The sequence below is a fragment of the Corynebacterium sp. c24Ua_83 genome (genome assembly GCF_039907245.1).
GTDB lineage: Bacteria > Actinomycetota > Actinomycetes > Mycobacteriales > Mycobacteriaceae > Corynebacterium.
In genome coordinates this window covers 1-22,026 of record NZ_JASBOI010000020.1, presented here as the reverse complement: position 1 = coordinate 22,026, position 22,026 = coordinate 1, and the positions used below count along the sequence as shown (strand labels likewise).

General features: G+C 64.6%; 16 protein-coding genes. 5 read left to right on the top strand and 11 right to left on the bottom strand.

Annotated features, from left to right (window positions below; genetic code table 11):
- Positions 1-9: 9 nt before the first annotated feature.
- From QKE30_RS09690 to QKE30_RS09665, 6 genes are all read right to left on the bottom strand, one after another.
- Positions 10-822, bottom strand: a complete 813-nt coding sequence (locus tag QKE30_RS09690) for a 16S rRNA (uracil(1498)-N(3))-methyltransferase (RefSeq protein ID WP_347934684.1) — start codon at positions 820-822, stop codon at positions 10-12.
- 3 nt (positions 823-825) lie between these two features.
- Entirely contained in the window at positions 826-1,971 is a 1,146-nt protein-coding gene (gene dnaJ, locus QKE30_RS09685) for a molecular chaperone DnaJ (RefSeq protein WP_011273245.1), read from the bottom strand.
- An 80-nt stretch (positions 1,972-2,051) separates the two neighbouring features.
- Positions 2,052-3,077, bottom strand: coding sequence for a heat-inducible transcriptional repressor HrcA (gene hrcA, locus QKE30_RS09680; RefSeq protein ID WP_035005385.1), 1,026 nt, complete (start codon positions 3,075-3,077; stop codon positions 2,052-2,054).
- Between the two features lie 54 nt (positions 3,078-3,131).
- Positions 3,132-4,397, bottom strand: a complete 1,266-nt coding sequence (gene hemW, locus QKE30_RS09675) for a radical SAM family heme chaperone HemW (protein WP_347934683.1) — start codon at positions 4,395-4,397, stop codon at positions 3,132-3,134.
- A 39-nt stretch (positions 4,398-4,436) separates the two neighbouring features.
- Positions 4,437-5,240: a hypothetical protein gene (locus QKE30_RS09670; RefSeq protein WP_347934682.1), complete on the bottom strand. Its 804-nt coding sequence runs from the start codon at positions 5,238-5,240 to the stop codon at positions 4,437-4,439.
- Positions 5,241-5,363: 123 nt separating this feature from the next.
- A complete protein-coding gene (locus tag QKE30_RS09665) occupies positions 5,364-7,202 on the bottom strand; it encodes a long-chain fatty acid--CoA ligase (RefSeq protein ID WP_070487315.1) in 1,839 nt (612 codons plus the stop codon).
- A gap of 266 nt (positions 7,203-7,468) precedes the next feature.
- Between QKE30_RS09665 and QKE30_RS09660 the strand changes: the two genes are divergently transcribed.
- Positions 7,469-9,637 carry a 4-alpha-glucanotransferase gene (locus QKE30_RS09660; protein WP_347934681.1) on the top strand — a complete coding sequence of 723 codons (2,169 nt, stop codon included), beginning with the start codon at positions 7,469-7,471 and terminating at the stop codon, positions 9,635-9,637.
- A gap of 177 nt (positions 9,638-9,814) precedes the next feature.
- On the opposite strand, the gene QKE30_RS09655 is transcribed toward QKE30_RS09660, so the two are convergent.
- Complete coding sequence (locus QKE30_RS09655) at positions 9,815-10,060, bottom strand: hypothetical protein (RefSeq protein WP_049050220.1); 246 nt, start codon at positions 10,058-10,060, stop codon at positions 9,815-9,817.
- Positions 10,061-10,123: 63 nt separating this feature from the next.
- Complete coding sequence (locus tag QKE30_RS09650; RefSeq protein ID WP_347934680.1) at positions 10,124-12,268, bottom strand: M3 family metallopeptidase; 2,145 nt, start codon at positions 12,266-12,268, stop codon at positions 10,124-10,126.
- Between QKE30_RS09650 and QKE30_RS09645 the strand changes: the two genes are divergently transcribed.
- The 4 genes from QKE30_RS09645 (at position 12,267) to QKE30_RS09630 (ending at position 18,512) form a co-directional block, all read left to right on the top strand.
- Positions 12,267-13,748 carry a carboxylesterase family protein gene (locus tag QKE30_RS09645; protein ID WP_347934679.1) on the top strand — a complete coding sequence of 494 codons (1,482 nt, stop codon included), beginning with the start codon at positions 12,267-12,269 and terminating at the stop codon, positions 13,746-13,748. The genes QKE30_RS09650 and QKE30_RS09645 overlap by 2 nt on opposite strands.
- Before the next feature lie 89 nt (positions 13,749-13,837).
- Complete coding sequence (locus QKE30_RS09640) at positions 13,838-15,097, top strand: MalY/PatB family protein (RefSeq protein ID WP_347934678.1); 1,260 nt, start codon at positions 13,838-13,840, stop codon at positions 15,095-15,097.
- 11 nt (positions 15,098-15,108) lie between these two features.
- Complete coding sequence (locus QKE30_RS09635) at positions 15,109-17,076, top strand: ABC transporter ATP-binding protein (RefSeq protein WP_347934677.1); 1,968 nt, start codon at positions 15,109-15,111, stop codon at positions 17,074-17,076.
- A 47-nt stretch (positions 17,077-17,123) separates the two neighbouring features.
- Positions 17,124-18,512, top strand: a complete 1,389-nt coding sequence (locus tag QKE30_RS09630; RefSeq protein ID WP_297666325.1) for an aspartate aminotransferase family protein — start codon at positions 17,124-17,126, stop codon at positions 18,510-18,512.
- Positions 18,513-18,604: 92 nt separating this feature from the next.
- On the opposite strand, the gene QKE30_RS09625 is transcribed toward QKE30_RS09630, so the two are convergent.
- The 3 genes from QKE30_RS09625 to QKE30_RS09615 form a co-directional block, all read right to left on the bottom strand.
- Positions 18,605-18,802: a CsbD family protein gene (locus QKE30_RS09625; RefSeq protein WP_192816666.1), complete on the bottom strand. Its 198-nt coding sequence runs from the start codon at positions 18,800-18,802 to the stop codon at positions 18,605-18,607.
- A 91-nt stretch (positions 18,803-18,893) separates the two neighbouring features.
- Positions 18,894-19,748: a 3-hydroxybutyryl-CoA dehydrogenase gene (locus QKE30_RS09620; protein ID WP_011273238.1), complete on the bottom strand. Its 855-nt coding sequence runs from the start codon at positions 19,746-19,748 to the stop codon at positions 18,894-18,896.
- 85 nt (positions 19,749-19,833) lie between these two features.
- Positions 19,834-21,690 (bottom strand): BCCT family transporter, encoded by a 1,857-nt coding sequence (locus tag QKE30_RS09615; RefSeq protein WP_347934676.1) that lies wholly within the window; start codon positions 21,688-21,690, stop codon positions 19,834-19,836.
- Positions 21,691-22,026 lie beyond the last annotated feature (336 nt).

Genomic DNA, 22,026 nt, shown 5'->3' with positions numbered 1-22,026 from the left:
GTACCGATCCTACCGCCAACGGTCCGTGACAGCGCCGATGGCTCCCAGCGCAACAGCGGCGGCTGTGGCGGTGCGCAGAACTTCCGGCCCCAGGCGAACCGGGGTGGCTCCCAGCTGCTCGAACTCGGCGAGTTCCTCCGGGCTGATGCCGCCCTCGGGGCCGACGACGAGGGCGATCTCGGTTGCGGCAGCTTCGCTGCCGTTGGCGTCGTCGCCATTCACCGCCGCGCTGACGACCGCGGGCAGCGGCTCGGTGGCCTCCTCGTGCAGCACCAGCACGCGGACGGTGCTGGTGCCGCTGCCACCACCGACACCGCTCGCAGCGGTGCCGGCCTCCCCCAGCCCCAGCACCCGCGCCAGCTCCTCCGGGCTGCGCACCAGCTGGGTAACCTCCGGGATCTGTAAACGCCGGGACTGCTTGGCGGCCGCGCGGGCGGCGTTCTCCCACTTCGCGTGCGCCTTGGCCTCCTTGCCGTCCCACTTGGCGATAGCCCTGCGGGCAGCCCACGGCACAATCCGATCCGCGCCGGCCTGCACCGCCAGATCCACGGCCAGCTCCGCCCTATCGGACTTTGGAATCGCCTGCACTACCGTCACCCGCGGGTGCGGGGTGGGCAGCTCGAGAATGTCGGCGACCTCCACGGTGGCGTCACCAAGAAAAGAACCTTGCACCGCGCGCGCAGCGCCATCGGTGACGACCAACCCCTCACCCACCTCAAGACGCTTGACGGAGGCATGCTTGGCCTCCGCGCCGGTCAGGCGGAAACGATCCCCGACCGCAACCGGCTCGGGAATGGGGTGGATGAACACCGGATCCGTCATGGGTTAGCGGCCAAACTTCGAGCGCAGGCGGGAGAAAAAGCCGCTGTGGGACTCGTCCTTCGAGGCCACGCCAGCGTTCTGGGAGCTGGCCTCTCGCAGCTTCTCCAGCAGGTCGCGCTGCTTGTGGTTGAGGTCGGTGGGGATCATGACCTCCACGTGGGCGATCAGGGAACCGTGGCCCTCGCGGCGCAGGTGCGGCATGCCCTTTTCGGACAGGCGAATGGTGGCATCCGGCTGGGTGCCCGGCGCGATGTCCACGGTGGCGATGGAATCGTCCAGCAGCTTGACCTCCACGGAGGTACCCAGGGCCGCGTCTACCGCCGGCACCTGCAGGTTCACGTGCAGGTCGTCGGACTCGCGGATGAAGTACGGGTGCTCGGTGGTGTGCACCTCCACGTACAGGTCGCCAGCCGGGCCGCCGCCCGGGCCGACCTCGCCCTTGCCGCTCATGCGCAGGCGCATGCCGTCGGAAATGCCGGCGGGAATGGAAACCTTGAGGGTCTGGCGGTCGCGCACGCGCCCGTCGCCCGCGCAGTTCTCACACGGGTCCTCGATAACCTCGCCGGTGCCCGCACAGCGGTGGCAGGCGCGGCGCACCTGCACGCGGCCCAGCATGGAATTCTGCAGCTCCATGACTTCGCCCGCGCCCTGACAGGTCGGGCAGGTCACCGGCGCGGCCTTGGAGGCCGAGCCCGAGCCGTCGCACACGTCGCACAGCACGGCGGTTTCCACGGTGATCTCGCGGTCGATGCCCGCGTAGACCTCCTCCAGCGTGGCCTCCAGGTGCACCAGCGCATCGTTGCCGCGGCGCACGCGGGACTCGCGCGGGCCGCGTGCCCCGCCGCCACCGCCGAAGAATGCGTCGAAGATGTCGCCCAGGCCGCCGCCGGAGAAGCCTCCGAATCCACCGGCTCCCGGCTGGCCGAAGCCCTGCTCCTCCGGGTCGCCACCAGCGTCCACGATCTGGCGCTTCTGCGGATCCGTCAGCACCTCCTGGGCCAGGGAGGCTTCGCGGAACTTCTCCGCAGCCTCCTCGGAAGGGTTGACGTCCGGGTGGTACTTGCGCGCCAGGCGGCGGTACGCCTTCTTAATTTCGGCGTCCGTAGCGTCGCGATCCACACCGAGGATTCCGTAATAGTCTCGAGCCACGTTCAGCGGGTCCTTTTCACGTCTATCTTGAAGCTGCTTGCAGTCTTTAGTCCTAAACCAACTGCACTATCCTACTATTCCTACTCCTCGCTCAAAATCCGCGAGACGTAGTGCGCCACGGCGGTCACAGAGGAAATGGTGCCGGAGTAGTCCAGGTGGGTTGGCCCCACCACTCCCATGCCGCCGAGCACCGCGTTGGCATTGCCGTAGCCGGCGGATACGACGGAGGCGCCGCGCAGCTCCTCGTCCTCGTTCTCCTCGCCGATGCTCACCTGCACCTGCAGGTCACGCACGCTATTCAGCAGCTTCAGCACCACTACCTGCTCTTCCAGGGCCTCCACCACGGGGCTGAGTTCGCTGGTGCGCATCAGGTTGGGCGTGCCCGCCAGGATCAGCCGGTCATTCGGGCGCTCCAGCAGGGTCTCCACCAGCACGGTCGTCACCACGAGTGCCACGTCGCGCAGCTCCTCGGGCATGCTGTTGCCCTTGGCCTCGTTCGCCAGCGCGGCGATGTTCGTGCATGCGTCGTCCAGGGTGCGCCCCACCATCGCGGAGTTCACCAGGTCGCGCAGCCGCGGCAGGTCGTCGTCGCTGATCGGCTGGCCTAGATCCACGTTGCGCTGGTCCACGCGCCCGGTGTCGGTGATCAGCACCAGCAGGATGCGGTGGCTGCCCAACTTCACCAGCTCGCAGTGCTTCACCCGCCCGCGCCGCAGGTCCGGCATCTGCACCACGGCCACCTGGCGGGTCAGCTGGGATAGCAGCTGCACGCTGCGGCGCAGCACGTCCTCTAGGTCCACGCCGTGTTCCAGGAAGTCCAGAATCGCGCGGCGCTCCGGGGTGCTCAGCGGCTTGACCTCGTTGATGCCGTCCACAAAGCGGCGGTAGCCCTTCACCGTGGGGATGCGCCCGGAGGAGGCGTGCTGTTGGGTGATGTAGCCCTCGGCCTCCAGCACCGCCATGTCGTTGCGGATCGTCGCGGAGGAAACACCCAGCTGGTGCTTATCCACCAGCATCTTCGAGCCCACCGGTTCGTGCGAGGCGATGAAGTCGCTGACGATCGCCCGCAGCACCTGGTTCCTTCTGTGTTCAGTTCCGCTCGACAAATCCTTCACTCCTCGCGTGAGTCCGATTAGCCTCAATTAGCTCTCGATTGGCCCTTAAAGCCCGAGCGCCAACACGATGTCCGTGACGATTCCGTCGGCCAGGTAGCGCCCTTTATCCGTCAATCTTAGGCGCTCGCCGCGTTTATCCAGCAGCCCCAGGCCTGTGTAGCGCTCGATCACCTGCCCCAGCTCGGCGTTCCGGACGGTATTAGCACTGTTCGCGCCGTCGCTTCCGCCCGCCAGCTCCGCCAGGTCCAGCCCCTCGGCCAGCCGCAGCCGCAGCATCACCTGTTCTGTGCGCAGGTCGTCGTTGCTTAAGCGCTCGGTCGTCACCACCGACCCTGGCACGGGTAGGCCGTCCTTTCTTATTGACGCCCCCTCGGCCTCACCCAGCAGCCCATTCCAATAGGTCGCCGGACGCTTCGCATTCACCAACCTCACCAGGCCTGATTCGCTGTGGCCTTCCCCGCGCAGCCGCACGCATCCGTGGGCGCCGGGGCCTGCGCCCCACCACTGCCCGGAGCGCCAATAGATCAGGTTGTGCTGGCATTCGCCGCCGGGTTTGGCCCAGTTAGAGACCTCGTACCAGCGAAAACCGGCCTGGCGCAGGCGGGCGTCGATGGCGTCATAACGATCCGCCAGAGTGTCCTCGTCCGGGGCGGGCAGCTCGCCGCGCCGCACCTTGCGCGCCATGGCCGTGCCGTCCTCCACGATCAGGGAGTAGGCGGAGACGTGGTCGACGTCCGCCTCCAGCACCGCGTCGAGGGTACGCCGCAGATCGTCGTCGGTCTCGGTGGGGGTGCCGTAGATGACGTCCAGGTTGATGTGCTCGAAACCGGCCCGCTTGGCCTCGCGGGTGGCCTCAATCGGGCGGCCTGGGGTGTGCTGGCGCTCCAGCACCTTCAACACATGCCCCATCGCGGACTGCATGCCCAAGGAGATGCGGTTGAAGCCGGCCTCGCGCAAGCCTGCGAAGAACTCCGGGCTGGTGGATTCCGGGTTCGCCTCGGTGGTGACCTCCGCGTCGGGTGCCAGGCCGATCGTGCGGCGGGCAGCATTCAACGCCCGGGCCAACCCCTCGTGGCCCAGCATGGAGGGCGTGCCGCCACCGAAGAAGACGGTCTGTACCTCGCCGGGGTAATCCCACACCTCGGCGGCGACCTCCAGTTCGCGCTCCAGGGCATCCAGGTAGCCAGGGATGGTGTTGCCAGCCACAGCGCTGCCGTCTGCCGCACCTAGCTCCTGCGGTGTGTAGGTGTTGAAGTCGCAGTAGCCACAGCGGGTGGAGCAAAAAGGAACGTGGATATAAAGGCCATGCATACTACGTGCATAGTACTAGCAGTGCTGGCGGTCCTGGCGCTAGACCGCAGTGCCGCGCTTGCGCCGCTGCAGGCGACCAACGATCTCCTCCACCCGAGCGCGCTCTGCCAAGAACTCAGGCGGCGCCTCGCCCCGCATGCCCGCGGCTAGCTCTGGCTGGCGGGCGATGACCTCCCGCCAGTGGCCCACCAGCTCGATGGTGCGCTGCTCGGCCTTCACGTATGCCTGCGGCAGCAGCACGGACTGGGATTCCAGGGCGCACTGCGTCTGGTTGATCACCCAGTCCTCCACCTCGCGCAGGTCCGCGCGGATACGCTCGGCCTGCTCGCGCAGCCACATGCGCCAGGAGGCCGTGGAGGCCATCGTCGCCGGGGCGTGCTCGGCGGAAGTATCAGCGAACTCCGCGCCACGGGCACTGCGCGGGTCGCTGGTGCCGGCGGCGGTTGGGGTGGTGGCGTCAGAAAGAGAACGGCGAGCGGACGCACCGGGCTTCCTGTGCATAAAGCTCAAGGTGCGGCCGGGGTGCGGGTAGTCGCTGCCGCGCGCAACGCTGCCGCCGAGGGCGCGAGGGGTGCGCGAGGGAGTCACGCCCGACATGCTTCCGGCGCGCACGCCGGAGACGAAAGCCTGGCGCAGACCGTTGAGCTCAGACAGGCCGGGGCGCACCTCAGCGCGGCCTTCCGCGACGATTTCCGCCAGCTCCAGCAGGCAGTCTTCCACCAGGTCAGCATCCCAATCAGCGATGGCCTGAGAGACGTGGTTGATGTAATCGGCGATCTCGTCGCCGATGTCGTAGATATTTTGGGTGAGCTCGCGAACGCGCAGGGCAGCATCGTAGTGCACGCGTTCTCCTCTCCCCTGGGCCCGTCACAGCCCATGTGTTGGTTGATACCGCAGACAACTCTAAAACAAGAACACCGGCCACCTGTGGAGGCGTGGCCGGTGTCGTGGAGTGGATTTCTTAACTTACTTTGAGTTGTAAATCCAAGCGATATCGTCGGCGAAGTTTTTCGCCACAACGAAGCGCTTCAACTTCAGCGACGGGGTGACTTCGTCGTTCTCCTCGGTGAAGTCGCGGTGGACGATACGGAACTTCTTGATGCCCTCTGCGTGAGAAACGGTGGCGTTGGCCTCGTTGATCGCATCCTGGATCTCGGAGCGCAGAACCGGGTTTTTCGCCAGCTCGCGGATGGAGACGTTCTCGGCGATGCCGTTGTTTTCCTTCCACTTCTTGGCGGCTTCCTCGTCCAGGGAGATCAGGGCGCCGACGAACTTCTGGTCATCACCGACGACCATGGCCTGGGAGATCAGCGGGGCGGAACGCAGGATGTCCTCCATCGGGCCAGGCGAGACGTTCTTGCCGCCGGCGGTGACGATGATTTCCTTCTTGCGGCCAGTGATCTTCAGGTGGCCGGTGGGCAACAACTTGCCCAGGTCGCCCGTACGGTAGAAGCCGTCCTCAGTGAAGGATTCCGCAGTAGCTTCCTCGTTCTCCCAGTAGCCGGCGAAGACCATGTCGCCCTTCAGCAGGATCTCGCCGTCATCGGCGATCTTGACGGTGATGCCACCCAGCGGGCGGCCGACGGTGCCGATAATGTTGTCCGGGGCGAAGTTAGTGCAGGCTGCGGCGGTGCACTCGGTCAGGCCGTAACCCTCGTACAGAGTCACACCCACGCCACGGAAGAAGTGCATGAGCTCCGGGTTCAGTGCGGAACCGCCGGAGATCGCGTAATCCAGCTCGCCACCCATAGCCTCGCGCACCTTGGAGTAGACCAGCTTGTCACCGATGGCGCGGTCGATCTTCTGCTTCAGCGATGGCCCCTCGTCGGTATCGAGAGCCTTCGAGTAGTCGACTGCGGCGCGCTCTGCGAAGTTGAAGATCTTGGCCTTGACGCCACCGCCCTCCGTGGCCTTGGACTTCACACCCGCGTGAACCTTCTCAAAGATGCGCGGAACAGAGCAGATCAGGTTCGGCTTGGTGCGCTGGAACTCAGCAACCAGGGTGCTCATGTCGCTCCAGTGGGTCTGGGTAGCGCCACCGACGGTGGCAGCGTGAGCCATCGCGCGGGAGAACACGTGCGCCAGCGGCAGGAACGTCAGCTTGCGGTAACCGAAAGCAGCGGCGCGGCCGACCGGGTGGGTCAGGATGGCACGGGCCTCAGCCAGCCAATTGTGGTGGGTCAGCTTGCAGCCCTTTGGACGGCCGGTGGTGCCGGAGGTGTAAACGATGGAGGCAACGTCATCGTGGCGGGTGTTGGCGATGCGCTCTTCCAGGACGTCCTGCCCGATGCCAGCTTCCTGGCCGTCGTTAACCAGGATGTCAATGGCACCGCTGTTGATCTCCAGCACGCGCTTGAGGTGCGCGGACTTGTCGCCCTCCGGACGGTCGCCTTCCTTGACGAAGGTCTTCAGGCGGGTGGTGTGGCCGGACTTTTCAGCGATGGCCAGCTTCGCGCCGGAGTTGCCCACGATCCACTCACACTGGGAGGTGGAGGAGGACGGGTAGATCGGCACGGTGATGCCGCCGGCAGCCCAGATGCCGTAGTCCAGCACAGTCCACTCGTAGCGAGTGTCGGACATGATGACCACGCGGTCGCCCTGCTCGATACCGTTGGCAACCAGGCCCTTGGCTACTGCGTAAACGTCGTCCAGGAACTGGGAGACGGTGACGTCCACCCAGTCGAAGTTCTTCGGACGCTTAAACAGCACCCCGTCTGGGGATTCGGCGCCGAGGTCACGGACTGCCGTTAGGCAGGTCTCGTGCTCGTCGATCGTGTATAGGGCTTCAGAGGTGTACTCCGTCATGCTGCTCCCTTTGTTCATGTCCTGACAGTTGCCTGACCTGGGTTTTTACGTGAATAACGGGCGCAATTTCGGTCGTTGCGCCCGCAGCCTCAACGTGACTTATACTTCTACAACCATATATGAGTGGCGTGAATCACGTCGAACCTTCGGCAAAATTCCCCACACCCGCTGCTGCGGCCTTCTCCCCACTATCTCCCCGCTGTCCCGCTCGCCCCTTTTTTTGCAAAAGGCTGGAAAAGTGGAAGATGCGCCCGGTGCCCTGCACAATGGCAGTTGTGACTAGCTCTGTGGAACCCGGCGGACAGATCGCCCCCGATGTCAACGCAATCCTCAACGAACTGGCCGCCGAATGCGGCGTGGCCACCTGGTACACCGGCCAGGACGGCCAGCGGGTGGATGTGAAAAGCAGCACTGTACTTTTCGCGCTCCGCGAGTTGGGACTGGATCTGCCGGAGGACCCCGCCGCGCTGACCGAAGACGCTGTGCAGACTGCCATCGAGGATCTACTGCACACCCGCTACAGCCGCATGATCGCCCCCACCATCACCGCCATCGCCAACCGCCCGCGCACCTTGCATGTCCACTGCATCGACGGCGAATCCCTGCAGGTGCAGGTCCATACTGAAGACGGCGACACGATCGAGCTGGAACAGCTCAATGAATGGGTCGATCCCATCACCGTCGGCGCTGAAGCCGCCGCCACCACTTTCGGCACCGCCACATTCCAGCTTCCCGCACTGCCCGCGGGCTGGCACCAACTCGAGGCCCGTGCCGATTCCACGGAGGCTACTTCTACCCTGCTGGTTTCCCCCCAAGCCCTGGAACTACCGGATGCCCCGCGCACCGGAGTAATGGCGCAGCTGTACTCCCTGCGCGACCGCGGTGCCTGGGGCATCGGCGATTACGGCACGCTCGAGGTCTTGAGCGATTCCCTGCAGAAGCTCGGCGGGGCGGACTTCGTGCTGGTAAACCCCATGCACGCAGCGGAGGCCGCTCCCCCGGTGGAGGATTCCCCCTACCTGCCGACCACCCGCCGGTACACCAACCCCATCTACATCCGGGTGGAGAACACTCCTGAGTACGCCGCACACCCCGAGCTGCACGCGGAGATCGAGCAGCTCGCCGCCCCGCTGAAGAAGCGCAATCACACGGCTGACCTGTTGGAGCGGGACCCCGTGGTGGCGTCCAAAATCAAGGCCCTACACCTGCTGTACGCCGCAGGGATCGGCGACGAGCGCGCGGAGCAGCTGCGTGCCTTCCGCGAGCGCGAGGGCGAGGGGCTGGTGGGCTTCACTGAATGGTGCGAGCGCGCAGCCAACGATCCGGCGCTGACTAGCGACTTTTACGCCTGGATGCAGATGATCTGCCAGGAGCAGGAGCTGCACGCTCAAAACACCCTGACCGAACACATGAGCATCGGGCTGATGGCCGACCTGGCCGTGGGCGTGCACCCCGGCGGCGCAGACGCGCAGACTCTGGCCGACGTGCTGGCTCCCGGAGCCAGCGTGGGCGCCCCGCCGGATGGCTACAACCAGCAGGGCCAGGACTGGTCGCAGCCGCCGTGGCATCCCTGGAAGCTGGCCGAAGAAGGCTACCGTCCGTGGCGCGACATGCTGCGTACGATCCTGCGCACCGCCGGCGGCATCCGCATCGATCACGTGCTGGGGCTGTTCCGCCTGTGGTGGATCCCGCGCATGGAATCCCCCACCCTGGGCACGTACGTCACCTACGACCACGAGGCGCTGGTCGGTGCGCTGGTGCTGGAGGCTCACCGCGCCGGTGCCGTAGTGGTCGGCGAGGACCTGGGCACCTTCGAGCCGTGGGTGCAGGATTACCTGGCCAGCCGCGGCGTGATGGGGACCTCGATCGTGTGGTTTGAGGGTGACGCCAACGGGGCGAAACCGCCGGAGGCCTACCGCCGTACCTGCCTGACCTCCGTGACCACACACGACCTGCCCCCGACCGCCAGCTACCTGCGCGGCGGGCACATCGACCTGCGCGAGGAGCTGGGAGTGCTGACCCGCAGCTCGGACGACGAGTTCGCCGAGGATGCCAACTGGCAGGTCGACGTGCTGGGCACCATCGCCCGCCACGGTGGCTTCCGCGGAATGGACTGCGAGGGCTACTTCCTTAACGACCTGCGCCAGGAACTGGACGATCCGCGGCACGGGCGCGAGCGCCGCCCGGATGTCTCGTACATCCTGCGGGCCATGCACCGCTACATTGCGCAGACACCGTCGCTGCTGCGCTGCGCCGCGCTGGTGGATCTGGTGGGAGATCTGCGGGCGCAGAACCAGCCGGGCACCACGCAGGACCTGTACCCGAACTGGCGCGTACCGCTGTGTGACGGCGCGGGCAACCCAGTGCTGGTGGAGGATCTGGCGAACATGCCACTGGCTCGCGACGTGCTGGCCGCCACCCGCGGCGAGGGCTAGCAGCGCGCTCGCTGGGAGCGCGCTGAGCTAGAAGACGCTGGTGGCCAGCCAGGCCACGAGCAGCAGAACCAGCAGCAGGGCCAACGCCTGGCGCACCTTGGAGTGGTGTTTCATCGGCTGCTAGTCCTCTCCGTCTCTTCTGTCTCTGTTTCTGTTTCTGACCACTTCTGGTCCGTCTTAGCGCTTCTGGTCGTCTCCGGCGCTGCGCTTAGCGTCGCCGTCTAACGGCACCGAGCTGCGGCTCGCGAACATCTCGTGCAGCGAAAGCGCCCCGTGCACGCGCTGTTCCTCCGCGCTGGCGGGGAAAATCCGCAGCGCAATCACCTGCCATACTAAGGCCAACACGGTGCAAACCACGAATAGGGCGAGGAACACCAGCGGGGTTTGGATCCACACCGGCGCGTTGATCAGCCATTCCATCATTGGTGGCGCTCACCCTTTCTGATTCCCTGTTTCTCTGTTGGTCTTCTGTATTTTTCTTGACGCCTACCCCTGGCTCAGCCCGCGGCGGTCAAGTAGTGGCTGCACGTTGCGCTGCTGGCCGCGGAACATCCAGAATGCGTCTTCGAAGTCGATGCTAGCGCCGCGGGAGAGGATGATGCGGCGGAAACGCTCGCCCGCGAAGCGGACATCATCGTCGTCGAGGTCGGCGGCGTCGTCATTAGACTCCCCAGACTCCCCCACTGCAGCGCCGGTATCGACGAAGGCTTGGAAACCGTCGGCGTCCAGCACCTCCGCCCACAGGTAGCTCCAGTAGTCGGCGGAGTAACCACCGGCGAAGATGTGGTTGAAGTAAGCCGAGCGGTAGCGCGGGGCGAGGGCACCGTTGACGTCCAACCCGGCGCGCTCCAGGGCTTCGGCCTCGAAGGATTCCACCTGGGCGGCGGCATCGTCGGTGGCGGCGAGCTTCTCCGCCTCCGCGGCGGAGAGCTTGTGCCAGGCCAGGTCCAGCCAACAGGCGGCCAGGAACTCGGTGGTGGCCAGCCCCTGGCCCCACTTCGCCTGGGCGCGGATCGCGTCGACGAACTCGCCGCTGATGACTTCCCCGGTTTCCACGTGGCGGGCGTAGTTGCGCAGCACGGCGGGCTCCAGGGCCCAGTTTTCGTTGATCTGGCTGGGGAATTCCACGAAGTCGCGGGGCACGTTGGTGCCAGACAGCGTGGGATAGCGCACGTCGGAGAGCAGGCCGTGCAGGGCGTGGCCGAACTCGTGGAAGACGGTCTGCACCTCGTCGAGGGTCAGCAGCGCCTGCTCGCCTTCGGCGGGTTCGGCGATGTTCATGACGTTGACTACCACAGGCGCCTTGCCCAGCAGGTTGGATTGCTCGACGAAGGAGTTCATCCACGCGCCGCCGCGCTTGGTGGGGCGGGCGTACATGTCGGTCAGCAGCAGGCCGATGCCGACGGGCGACTCTTCCCCCTCAGTGACTTCCCATACCCGCACGCCCGGCGCGTAGCCGGCTAGGTCGGTGCGTTCCCGCACGTCGATGCCGTAGAGGCGCTTGGCGGCAAAGAAGGCACCGTCGACCATCACCTGTTCCAGCGGGAAGTACTTCTTCAGCTCGGCTTCGTCGACGTCCAGCTCTTCTGCACGCAGCTGGGCATCCCAGTAGGGCCAGTCGGCACCGCTCAGCCCCGCTGTACCCGCTGTACCCGCTGTGTCCGCTGCGTCCGCTGCGCTCGATGTGCCGCTCACGGCCATTTTGTCCAGCGCCCGCTTGTACTCTCCGTGCGCGTTCGCCACGGCGGCGGGCGTCACCTGATTCAGCAGATCCTCGACCGCCGCGAGGCTACCGGCGGTCTCGGCGGCGGCGACGAACTCGGCGTGATTGGCAAAGCCCAGCAGCTCGGCGCGCTGGGCGCGCAGGCGCACGATCTGCAGCAGTGTGGCCTCGTTGCTGCCGGTCGCGCGGTTCAGCGACGCCTCGTGCACCTTCGCGCGCGCAGCCGGGTTCTCCAGAGACTCCAGCACCGGCTGGATGCTCGGCAGGCCCAGGCGAATCAGCCAGCCTTCCTCCCCACGTTCGATGGCGGCCTTGGCGAAGTACTCCTTGTCCGCCGCGCTCAGCCCCGCGACCTCGGCCTCGTCGGTCAGCAGCACCGCCGCGTCCTCGGTGGCGGTCTGCAGCTGCGCCCCGAAGGCGGTGGTCAGCTCGGCCAGCTGGGCGTCGATGTCGCGCAGGCTTGCCCGCTGTGCATCGTCCAGCTCCGCGCCGCCGCGAATGAAGCTCTTCTTCAGCTCCCGCAGCAGGGCCTCCTCCTCGCTGCCTTCCGGCTGCTCGGGCAGGGCGCAGATGCGCTCCCACAGCCTCCGGTTCAGCCGGATTTCGCTGAAGTGCCGCGCCAGCTCCGGGCTGATGGTCGCCTCGATCTCGCGCACCTGATCGGTGGCATTTGCGCCCGTATAATTAAAAACAATGGCCAGCACGCGCTGCAGCATCTGCCCCGATTCTTCCCACGCCTCGGCGGTATTTTCCCAGGTGGGAGACTCAGGGTTGTTCGCGATCGCCGCGATCTGCGCGGCGTGATCCACCAGAGCGGTGCGGAAGGCGGGCACCAGCTCGGCAAGGTCGACAGCCGCGAAGTCGGGCAGTTCATAAGGCAGTTCGGAAGCGTTTTGGAGGTAATCCATGATCCCCTACTCTATCCCTGAGGCCAAGGACTACGTTGATGTGGCCATCAATCAGGGTCGCAGTCGTGGCTTCCTCCGCGGTTCCGTCCTCCGCTTCGAGTCCATCCCCTATGCCTCGGGCGAACGCTTCGCCCCTCCTTCCCCTGCCGTCCCTTTTAAATTTTTCTTCGGCGACCCCTCTACCACCACCCACCGCCAATCCCTATCCATCACCTGCCCGGTCGACGCACCCCCTTCCATCATCGAGTCTGACTTCCACCCCATGGCCAAGTCTGGATCTGGCTCCACCCCCACAACCAGCACCAAGCCTGGGGCACCCGTAATCGTGTTCATCCACGGTGGTCGCTATGAGGAAGGCTTCGCCGACGAACTCTGGTACCAGGGCGTCCGCTTCGCCGAGGAGGGTTTCGTTTACGTTTCACTGAACTACCGCTACCGCCTGGAGGGCTTCCTGCCTCTGCTGGACGAGGATCACCCCGCCGACGTGGACGCTTCGGCCGATCCGAACACCGAGCCGGAGTACTTCCGCGGCGCCGAGGATATTGTGGCCGCCCTGCGCTGGGTGCGGGACAACATCGCGGCTTTTGGCGGAGATCCGGAGCAAGTCACGCTGATGGGTCAGTCCGCCGGCGGCGCGCTGACGGCCTGGACGCTGTGCAATCCGCGCACCGAAGGCTTGGTGCACCGCGCCGTGATCTTGAGCCCCGGGTTCCCGCGCGAGGGCTGGCCGAGCCGCGAGCATGTTGCCCGCGCGGTCCTCGGCGGCCCGCTGACCAGCAAGCACCTGGACAGCCTCTCCCCCGAACAGCTGCAGCGCGCCTATCGGCGCTACGCCCGCTTCTACAGCACGGACTGCGCCGTGGGGCCGTATCCTTTCCGGCCCAGCGAGTTGCGCGACGTGCCACTGCTGATCGGTACCCTGCGCGAGGAGTTCACACAGATGCCCTTCGCCCGCGCCATCGACAAGCGCTTGAGTTCCAAGAACCCGCTGGTTCGGCAACCGGCCAAGGCGCTGGGGCGGTACGCGGAACGGAAGCTGGGGGCGCGGGTGCGGTGGGCGTCAGAAAACCCGATAGGAATGGCCATCGGTGATTCGGCCATCAAACGCTGGGCCGTGGCGATCATGGAGGAGAAACGCGATACGAGCTGGGCCTATGAGTTTCACGGGAGCCAATCGGCCTGGCACTGCGCGGATCTGCCTTTGGTTTTTGACGCCCTCACGGTCGCGCCCAAAACAGTGAAGTATTTCTGCGGCGAGTCCGCGGCTGAGCGCTTGCAGCCGCTGGCGACGGAGTTTCACGGGATCGTCGCGCGCTTCGCCCGCGGGGAGGATCCGGAGTGGCCGCGCTATGGTTCGCGGCGTATGGTGCGGCGTTTCGACACGGACGCATCCGCGCGGGGTGAGGTGACCCGCGAGGTGGCGGAAGATGCCTACCAGCAGATTCGGGAAGATTATCCGGAACTGTACCCGACCCGCTAGGGCTCAACTCGGGCTAGTCCAGCGCCCGCAATAGGCCGTTTCTAGACGGCTACTAGACAGCTCGGTCTAGAGTGCTAGGGTGGGAGGCTATGAACGCAACCACCCAAAACAACAGCCCCCAGAACCCCCAGCACACCCAGAACACCCGTCCGCAGGATTCCGCCGTATCCGTCCCCGGCCTCGCCACGTTGCGCGCCCGCGGGACGATGAAGTGGACCGTCTACGACGAGGACGTCCTACCCCTGTGGGTCGCCGAAACCGACTTCGACACCTGCCCCGCCGTCAAGCAGGCCATCCAGGCGGGCGTGGACCGCGAATACTTCGGCTACGAGCGCCGCAACGGCTCGGTGGAGAAGGCGCTGGCCGGCTTCCTGGATCGCCGTTTCGGCTGGCAGATCGACCCGACGTGGGTGCGGCTCGTGCCGGACGTAGTTAAGGGCGTGGCCTCGGCCATCGACGAATTGACGCCCCAGGGCTCCGACGTGATCGTCCCCGTGCCGAGCTACCACCCGTTCTTCGACGTTCCGAGCGCAGTCAAGCGCCCGAAGGTCGAGGTGGAGATGACCAAGGTGGAAAAGGATGGCGCCGAAGAGTGGGCCTTCGACTACGCGGCCCTGGAGGCCGCCTTCGCCAGCACCGACAACCCGGCGGGCGTGGGCGCGATGATCGTCTGCAACCCGTACAACCCGCTGGGTCGCGCATGGCGCCCCGAAGAGCTGGCCAAGCTGGTGGAACTGGCTGACAAGTACAACGTGCGCCTGATCTCCGACGAGATCCACGCGCCGGTGGTCTACGCGCCGCACAAGCACACTCCCCTGGCCACGCTCAGCGAGACCGCTGCGCGGGTGACCGTGACAGTGCTGGCCACCTCGAAGGGCTGGAACACCGCAGGCCTGCACTGCGCGCAGATGATCTTCACCAACCCGGACGACCGCGCGGCCATGGCGAAGGTCAGCCCGCTGCGCACCGGATCTTCCTCCACGCTGGGGCAGGTCGCCGCCGAGGCCGCCTACACAGACGGCGAGGCCTGGCTGGACAGCGAGCTGGAGTACCTACAGGGCAACCTGGATCTGCTCGAACGCCGCCTGCCGGAGGTGTTGCCCGGCGCGAAGTTCATCCGCCCCGAGGCCAGCTTCCTGCTGTGGGTAGACCTCAGCGAGGTTCCGGGGTTGGAGGAGAAGCCGGGCCAGAAGCTGCTGGAAGGCGCCCGTGTGGCCTTCAACGAGGGCACCATGTTCGGCGCCCAGGGTGCGGGGCATGTGCGCATCAACTTCGGAACGTCCCGGGAGATCCTCAACGAGGCCCTGGACCGCATCGCGGAATTCGCTAAGGCGCACGTGAACAATTAACTTGGCTAGGTGTGATTAATGCCTTTAGCCGTATCCTGCGTTCCACCAAGGAACTGTGGCCGTTCTACATCATTGTGATGATCACCAGCCTCGTCACCGCGGGGCTGGCACTGGCTACTCCCTTCCTGGTGAAGTTGGCCACCGACACGATCGTGGACACCGTCGGCGGTGGTGGTGCTTCCGACACCGCCATTGAAAACGCTACGAAGACCGTCATCTGGCTCGCGGTCGGGCTGCTGGCGGTGGAGCTGGCGAACACCATCATCCGCAACATCGGCGGTTGGTTCGGCGACGTGATGGCGATGCGGATGCGCCAGATCCTTTCCAACCGCTATTACGCCAAACTGCTGGCCCTCCCACAGGGCTATTACGACAAGCAGGTCACCGGCACCATCATTTCCCGGTTGGACCGCTCCATCCTGGGGCTGACGGACTTCATCAAGTCCTTCGCCAACAACTTCTTCTCCATGCTGATCACCGTGGTGATGATCCTGGTCATCACGGCGATCTACTACTGGCCGCTGGCGCTACTGCTGGCCATCATCTTCCCGATGTACCTGTACCTGACCATGCTGACCTCCAAGAAGTGGATGGTGTGGGAGAAGGAAAAGAACGAGCACATCGACGTCGCCCAGGGGCGCTTTGCGGAGGTCATCGGCCAGGTGAAGGTCGTGAAGTCCTTCGTCTCGGAGCTGCGCGAGCTGCGGCTGTTCCAGAAGCACTTTGCAGACACGATCCAACTGACGCGCGAGCAATCCCGCTGGTGGCACTTCATGGACGTCCTGCGCATGGGCGGGATGAACATCATCTTCTTCGCCATCTACCTGATGCTGTTCTGGCGCACCCTGCACGGCGACTTCACGCTCGGCGACATGGTTCTACTGCTGCAGTACGTGGTGATGGCCCGCCAGCCGGCCGGCATGATGAGCTGGATGGTGGATACCGCCCAGCGCGCCGCCGCGGGCTCCCGCGAGTACTTCGAGACCATGGAGGAGCTGGAGGAGCCTTCGGCCACCGCTCCCCTGCTGGAGGCCGCCCGCCCGGGCGGGCCGATGCTGGTCTCCCAGGAGGATGTGGACCAGGCCGTGCGCCCGCAGCTATCCGCCCCGGAAACCGGGCCGGTGATCGACTTCGACCACGTGAGCTTCGAGTACCTCAAGGGCGAGCCCGTCATCCACGAAGTCACCTTCCAGGCGGCCAAGGGCGACCAGGTGGCGCTGGTCGGCGAATCCGGCGGCGGCAAGTCCACCCTGGTGAACCTGCTGCTGGGCCTGTACCGGCCCACCGAGGGGCAGCTTAAGGTCTGCGGCAAAGACGTGGCGGACATGACGGCTGCGGAGCTGCGCAGCTCCGTCGGCGTGGTGTTCCAGGAACCCGCCCTGTTCTCCGGCACAGTGCGGGAGAACATCGCCTACGCCAAGCCCGACGCGACCGACAAGGAGATCGTGGCGGTGGCCAAGCGCGCCTTCGCCCACGACTTCATCATGCACTTCAAGGACGGCTACGACACGCTGATCGGCGAGCGCGGCCTGCGCCTTTCCGGCGGGCAGAAGCAGCGCATCGCCGTGGCCCGCGCGATGCTGAAGGACGCGCCCGTGCTGATCCTGGACGAGGCCACATCTGCGCTGGATACCAAGGCCGAGCGCGTGGTGCAGGCCGGCCTAAACGAGCTGATGGTGGGCCGAACCACCATCGTCATCGCCCACCGCCTGTCCACCATCGCCGACGTGGACAAGATCGTCACCCTGGACAAGGGGCACGTCTGCGAAGTCGGTTCCCCGGCGGAGCTGGCGACCAGCGGCGGCATCTACAACGAGCTGCTGCAACTGACCAGCTCTTCCTCCGCCGCCGACCGGGCGCGCCTGAAGCGCTTCGGCTTCGCCGAACCAGGCGCCGAAGACGACGAAGACTACGGCGAGGATTACCGCGAAGATTACGGCGAGAGCTTTACGGAGCAGGCCACCCGGGAACAGTCTTAGGCAACTCCTCCGCTGCCGATGCCAATACACAGGAGTAGCCTGGGGGAATGACTGAATTACCCCCTAACATCACCGAGTTCACTACCTTCGACGGCGCGAAAGTTGGCGTCGGTACCGAGGAAGCAAAGACCGCAGAGCAGCAGGTACGCGACAACGACAGCAACTATGTATTCCACAGCTGGTCGGCGCAAGAGAAGATCAACCCACAGCCGCTCAGCCACGCGGAGGGCGTGTGGATCTACGACTACCAGGGCAACGGCTACCTGGACCTGGGCAGCCAGCTGGTCAGCGCCAACCTGGGCCACGCCCACCCGAAGCTGGTAGAGGCAATCCAGCAGCAGGCAACGCGCATCACCAACCAGAACCCCGCGTTTTCCAACGACGTGCGCAGCGAGCTGGCCAAGGAGATCGTGGAGCAGGCGCAGGGCGACTTCTCCCACATCTTCTTCACCAACGGCGGCGCGGACGCTATCGAGCACGCCATCCGTATGGCGCGCCTGACCACCGGCAAGTCCAAGATCCTGACGGCCTACCGTAGCTACCACGGCGCTACCGGCTCTGCGATCATGGCCACCGGTGAGGCTCGCCGCCACGGCAACCCCACCACCGACGGCGACGTGAAGCACTTCTGGGGCCCGTTCCTATACCGCAGCGCCTTCTACTCCTCCACGCAGGAGGAAGAGTGCGCCCGCGCTCTGCAGTCGCTGGAGGAAACCCTGGTGTACGAGGACAACGTGGCTGCCGTGCTGATCGAATCCGTCGTGGGTTCCAGCGGCATCATCGTCCCGCCGGAGGGCTTCCTGCAGGGCGTGCGCGAGATCTGCGACCGCCACGGCGCGCTGTACATCGCCGATGAGGTCATGGTCGGCTTCGGCCGTACCGGCAAGATGTTCGCCTACGAGCACGGCGGCAAGGATCTGCAGCCGGACCTGGTTACCTTCGCCAAGGGCGTGAACTCCGGCATGGCGCCGCTGGGTGGCGTGATGATGAACGAGGCCGTCTACCAGCGCTTCGCCGACAAGCCCTACCCGGGCGGCCTGACCTACTCCGGCCACCCGCTGGCATGTGCCCCCGGCCTGGCTGCGCAGAAGGTCTACCGCGAGGAGAACACCTTCGAGAAGGTTGCCGAGCTGGGCGAGCGCGTGATCGCCCCGGCGATGGAGAAGATCGCGGAGAACCACCCAAGCGTGGGTAACGTCCGCGGCAAGGGCTTCTTCTGGGCCATCGAGTTCGTCAGCGACCAGGAGGCCAAGACTCCGATGGGTGGCGAGGCCATGGGTGCGTTCGGCGCCGAGCTGAAGAAGGCTGGCATTTGGCCGATGGTTTCGGGCCACCGCCTGCACTTCGCCCCGCCGCTGATCACCACCGAGGAGCAGCTGAACTGGGCACTGGAGATCGTCGACCGCGCGGCAGCGGTCGTTGACCAGGCGCTGTAAGGCTCCGGCACGCGCCAGCGCGCCGGGAGCTCCCCCGGGCAATAGCAAAATTCCCGGCTGATTTTTCAGCCGGGAATTTGTCGTTTTAAGTTTTACTTCTGAGCGTCGCCCAGAACCTTGTTTACAGCGTCGGAAGCCTTGTCCTTCAGCTCGTTGGCCTTGTCCTTGATGTCGGACTTGGTCTGGTCTGCGCGACCTTCGTTAGCCAGGTCCTGGTTATTGGTGGCCTCGCCGGCGGCTTCCTTGGCCTGACCTGCGGCGCCCTCTGCCTTGTTCTTCAGATCGTCGATGGACATATGTTGGCCTTCCTTTCGTTGGGGTCAACCCGCCAGGCAGATCCACGGTTGCGAACCCTTAATTTACCTAGCGAGTGTCGTGGGTTTAATTGTACTCGTAAAAGCCCTTGCCGGACTTGCGCCCGGTGTGGCCTGCGGTAACCATGCGGCGCAGCAGCGGCGGGCAGGCGTAGCTCGGGTCGCCGAACTCCTTGTACATGACGTCAGCGATGAAGGCGCAGGTATCCAGGCCAACCATGTCTGCCAGGGTCAGCGGACCCATCGGGTGGTTAGCGCCCAGCTTCATGCCAGTATCGATGTCCTCCGGGGTTGCCACGCCGTTTTCCACCATGCGCACTGCGGAGAGCATGTACGGCACCAGCAGGAAGTTCACGATGAAGCCGGAGCGGTCCTTCGCGCGGATGGCCTGCTTGCCCAGCTTCTCGGTGGCGTAGGTCTGAGCCACCTCAACGACGTCCTCGTCGGTGGTCAGCGCCGGGATGACCTCCACCAGCGGCAGAACCGGAACGGGGTTGAAGAAGTGTAGACCCAGCACACGGCCCGGGTTCTTGGTGGCGCTGGCGATGGTCTGGATCGGCAGGGAGGACGTGTTGGAGCACAGCGGCGCCTTCTTGTCCTCGACGATCTCGTCCAGCTTGGCGAAGACGTCCTTCTTGATGTCCTCGTTCTCGATGATGGCCTCCATGACCAGCTCGCGGTCCGCGAAGTCCTCGAGCTTGGTGGTGAAGGTCAGTCGACCCAGAGCTGCGTCGCGGTCCTCCTCGGACAGCTTGCCGCGGCTGACGGCCTTCTCCAGGGACTTCTCGATGCGAGCCTTACCCGCATCGGCGAACTCCTGCTTGGCCTCCCAAACCAGCACGTCGCTGCCGGCCTTGGCGGCGACCTCTGCGATGCCGGATCCCATTAGACCTGCACCGATAACACCTACACGCTGAACCATGGTCACTCCTTTTTTATAGGTCTATTCGTACTAGATCCAGCCTACCGATGTTGTAGGTGCGATTGTGCTTAACGCATTTCCTGATCTATTCCTTATTGACGCCCTCATCGTCCGCCGAGCTTTCGGGCTCAGTCGACTCTTCCGTAATCAGTTCGCCCTCCTGGTCGTACATCGGGCGCGCGGGGGCGACTTCCGCCTCATTGTCCACGTCGCCGACGATTCCCAGGTCGCCCTCGATGCGCACGTTGCCAGGGATGACGAGGTTTCCTTCCGCGTCGTATTCGAAGCGGGCGTGCTCGTTGCCCTCGTTGTCATAGCCAGGGGCCGGGCGAGCTTCGTGCTCGGCCAGCTTCTCCGCAGAGTCGGTCTTGCCCCACTGGCGGCTCGGCGGCTCGGGGCGCGCCGCAGAGTCGTCGTTCATTCCCTTCACGAGGGAGAACATCATCACGAAGTTGAACAGCACGAATGGGAAGCCAATAATGATCACGGTTTGCTGCAGCGCGTCGATTCCGGAATCCGGAGCCATGATCAGGATGGATCCTGCGACGGCACCGATCATGATGCACCACAGCAGGCGGTAGATCAGCGGGGTCTTGCCCTCTTCACCGGCGGCGAACATGTCGTTGATCAACGCCGCAGAGTCGATGGAGGTGACGAAGAAGATGGCGATAACGAACAGCGCCAGGATGCTGATGGCAAGGGTCCACGGGAAGTGCTCCAAGAAGGTGAACAGCGCGGTGGCGGGATCGCCCTCCTCCACGATCGGCTGGGTCAGCACGCCCGGCTCCTTCTTCTCGATGTCCAGGCCGGCGTAGCCAAAGACGGAGAACCAAACGATGGTGAACGCAGTCGGCAGCAGCAGCACGCCACCGATGAACTCACGGACGGTACGACCACGGGAGATGCGGGCGACGAACATGCCCACGAAAGGCGACCAACAGATCGTCCACGCCCAGTAGAAGACCGTCCACTTACCCTGCCAGCCGGGGTTTACCTGCTGCGAGTCGGACCAGAACATGATCTTCGGCAGGTACTCCGCGTACAGGCTGGTGGCATCCATCGTGCCGCGCAGCAGCAGAAGCGTGGGGCCGGTCAGCAGCACAAACACCATCAGCAAAGTTGCGGCGAGGATGTTGATGTTGGACAGCCACTTGATGCCCTTCGACAGTCCCGTGGATACCGAGATGGACGACGCCGCCACGATGACGACAAGGATGCTGATCTGCACCCATGCGACGGTCTCCGCGCCGAACACCTTGGCCAGGCCAGAGTTGATCTGTAGCGTACCGAGGCCGACCGAAACCGCGATGCCGAAAACGGTGCCGATGATGGACAGGGCGTCAATAAGCTTTCCGGGCCACCCGTAGATACTGGCGCCAAGAATGGGCGCGAAGATACTAGATACGCGCGGCGGGAGGTGACGCTTGTAGATGAAGTAGCCCAGAGCAAGGCCCGGCAGGGCGAAGATAACCCACATGTGCAGGCCGAAGTGATACAGGGTAAAGCCCATGGCCTCGCCGATCGCTTCGGTGCTCATCGGTTCTGCGTCCTGCATGGGCACGTTGACGACGTGGTTCATCGGCTCGGCCACACCGTAGAACATCAGCACGGAGCCGAGGCCGCCGGCGAAGAGCATCGCGAACCAAGACATAGTTCGGAATGCAGGCTCCTCACCTTCTACGCCCAGGCGCATGCGGCCGAAGCGGGAGACAAAGAGAACGATGAGGAACAGGAAGGCCAAGGAGATGCTGCCGATGTACAGCCAGTTGAAGTTCTCCAGCAGCCAGTTTGCGCCGGTCTGCAGGCTTTCTGCGGCCCTGTCCTTGAAGATGATCGCGTAGCCGACAAAGGCAACGATGAAGCCGAAGGCAACCCAGAAAATTAGCGGGTCGACCTTTACTTTTTCCGCGTTTGCCGCGGCTGTAGATTTTTCGCCTTCCATGGCGGGATCACTCCCCAATTTCGTACTCGAACGTGTGTAGGTCTTGCAATACCCTATCCCCTCGCCCGGACAATCATGTCCTCAGAGTGAGAATTCCTGGTTGCAGCGAGCCCGTTTTCGGTTCTTGAACAGGGGTTTTATCGTTTGCGGGAAAAGCCTATCTAACGCGTAGCGACCTTGCAGACCGTACACAGGGTTTTTCCAGGAAGGCACTTTAGATTAGTGCTCAGTGGTCGACAGAAAGGATCCACATACGAACGGTCATTCTCCTCTTGAAACGTCAGCAAGAAACCCCCAGGTTTTAAGTCCGCCTGGGGGTTTCTTGTTTTTGCTTGG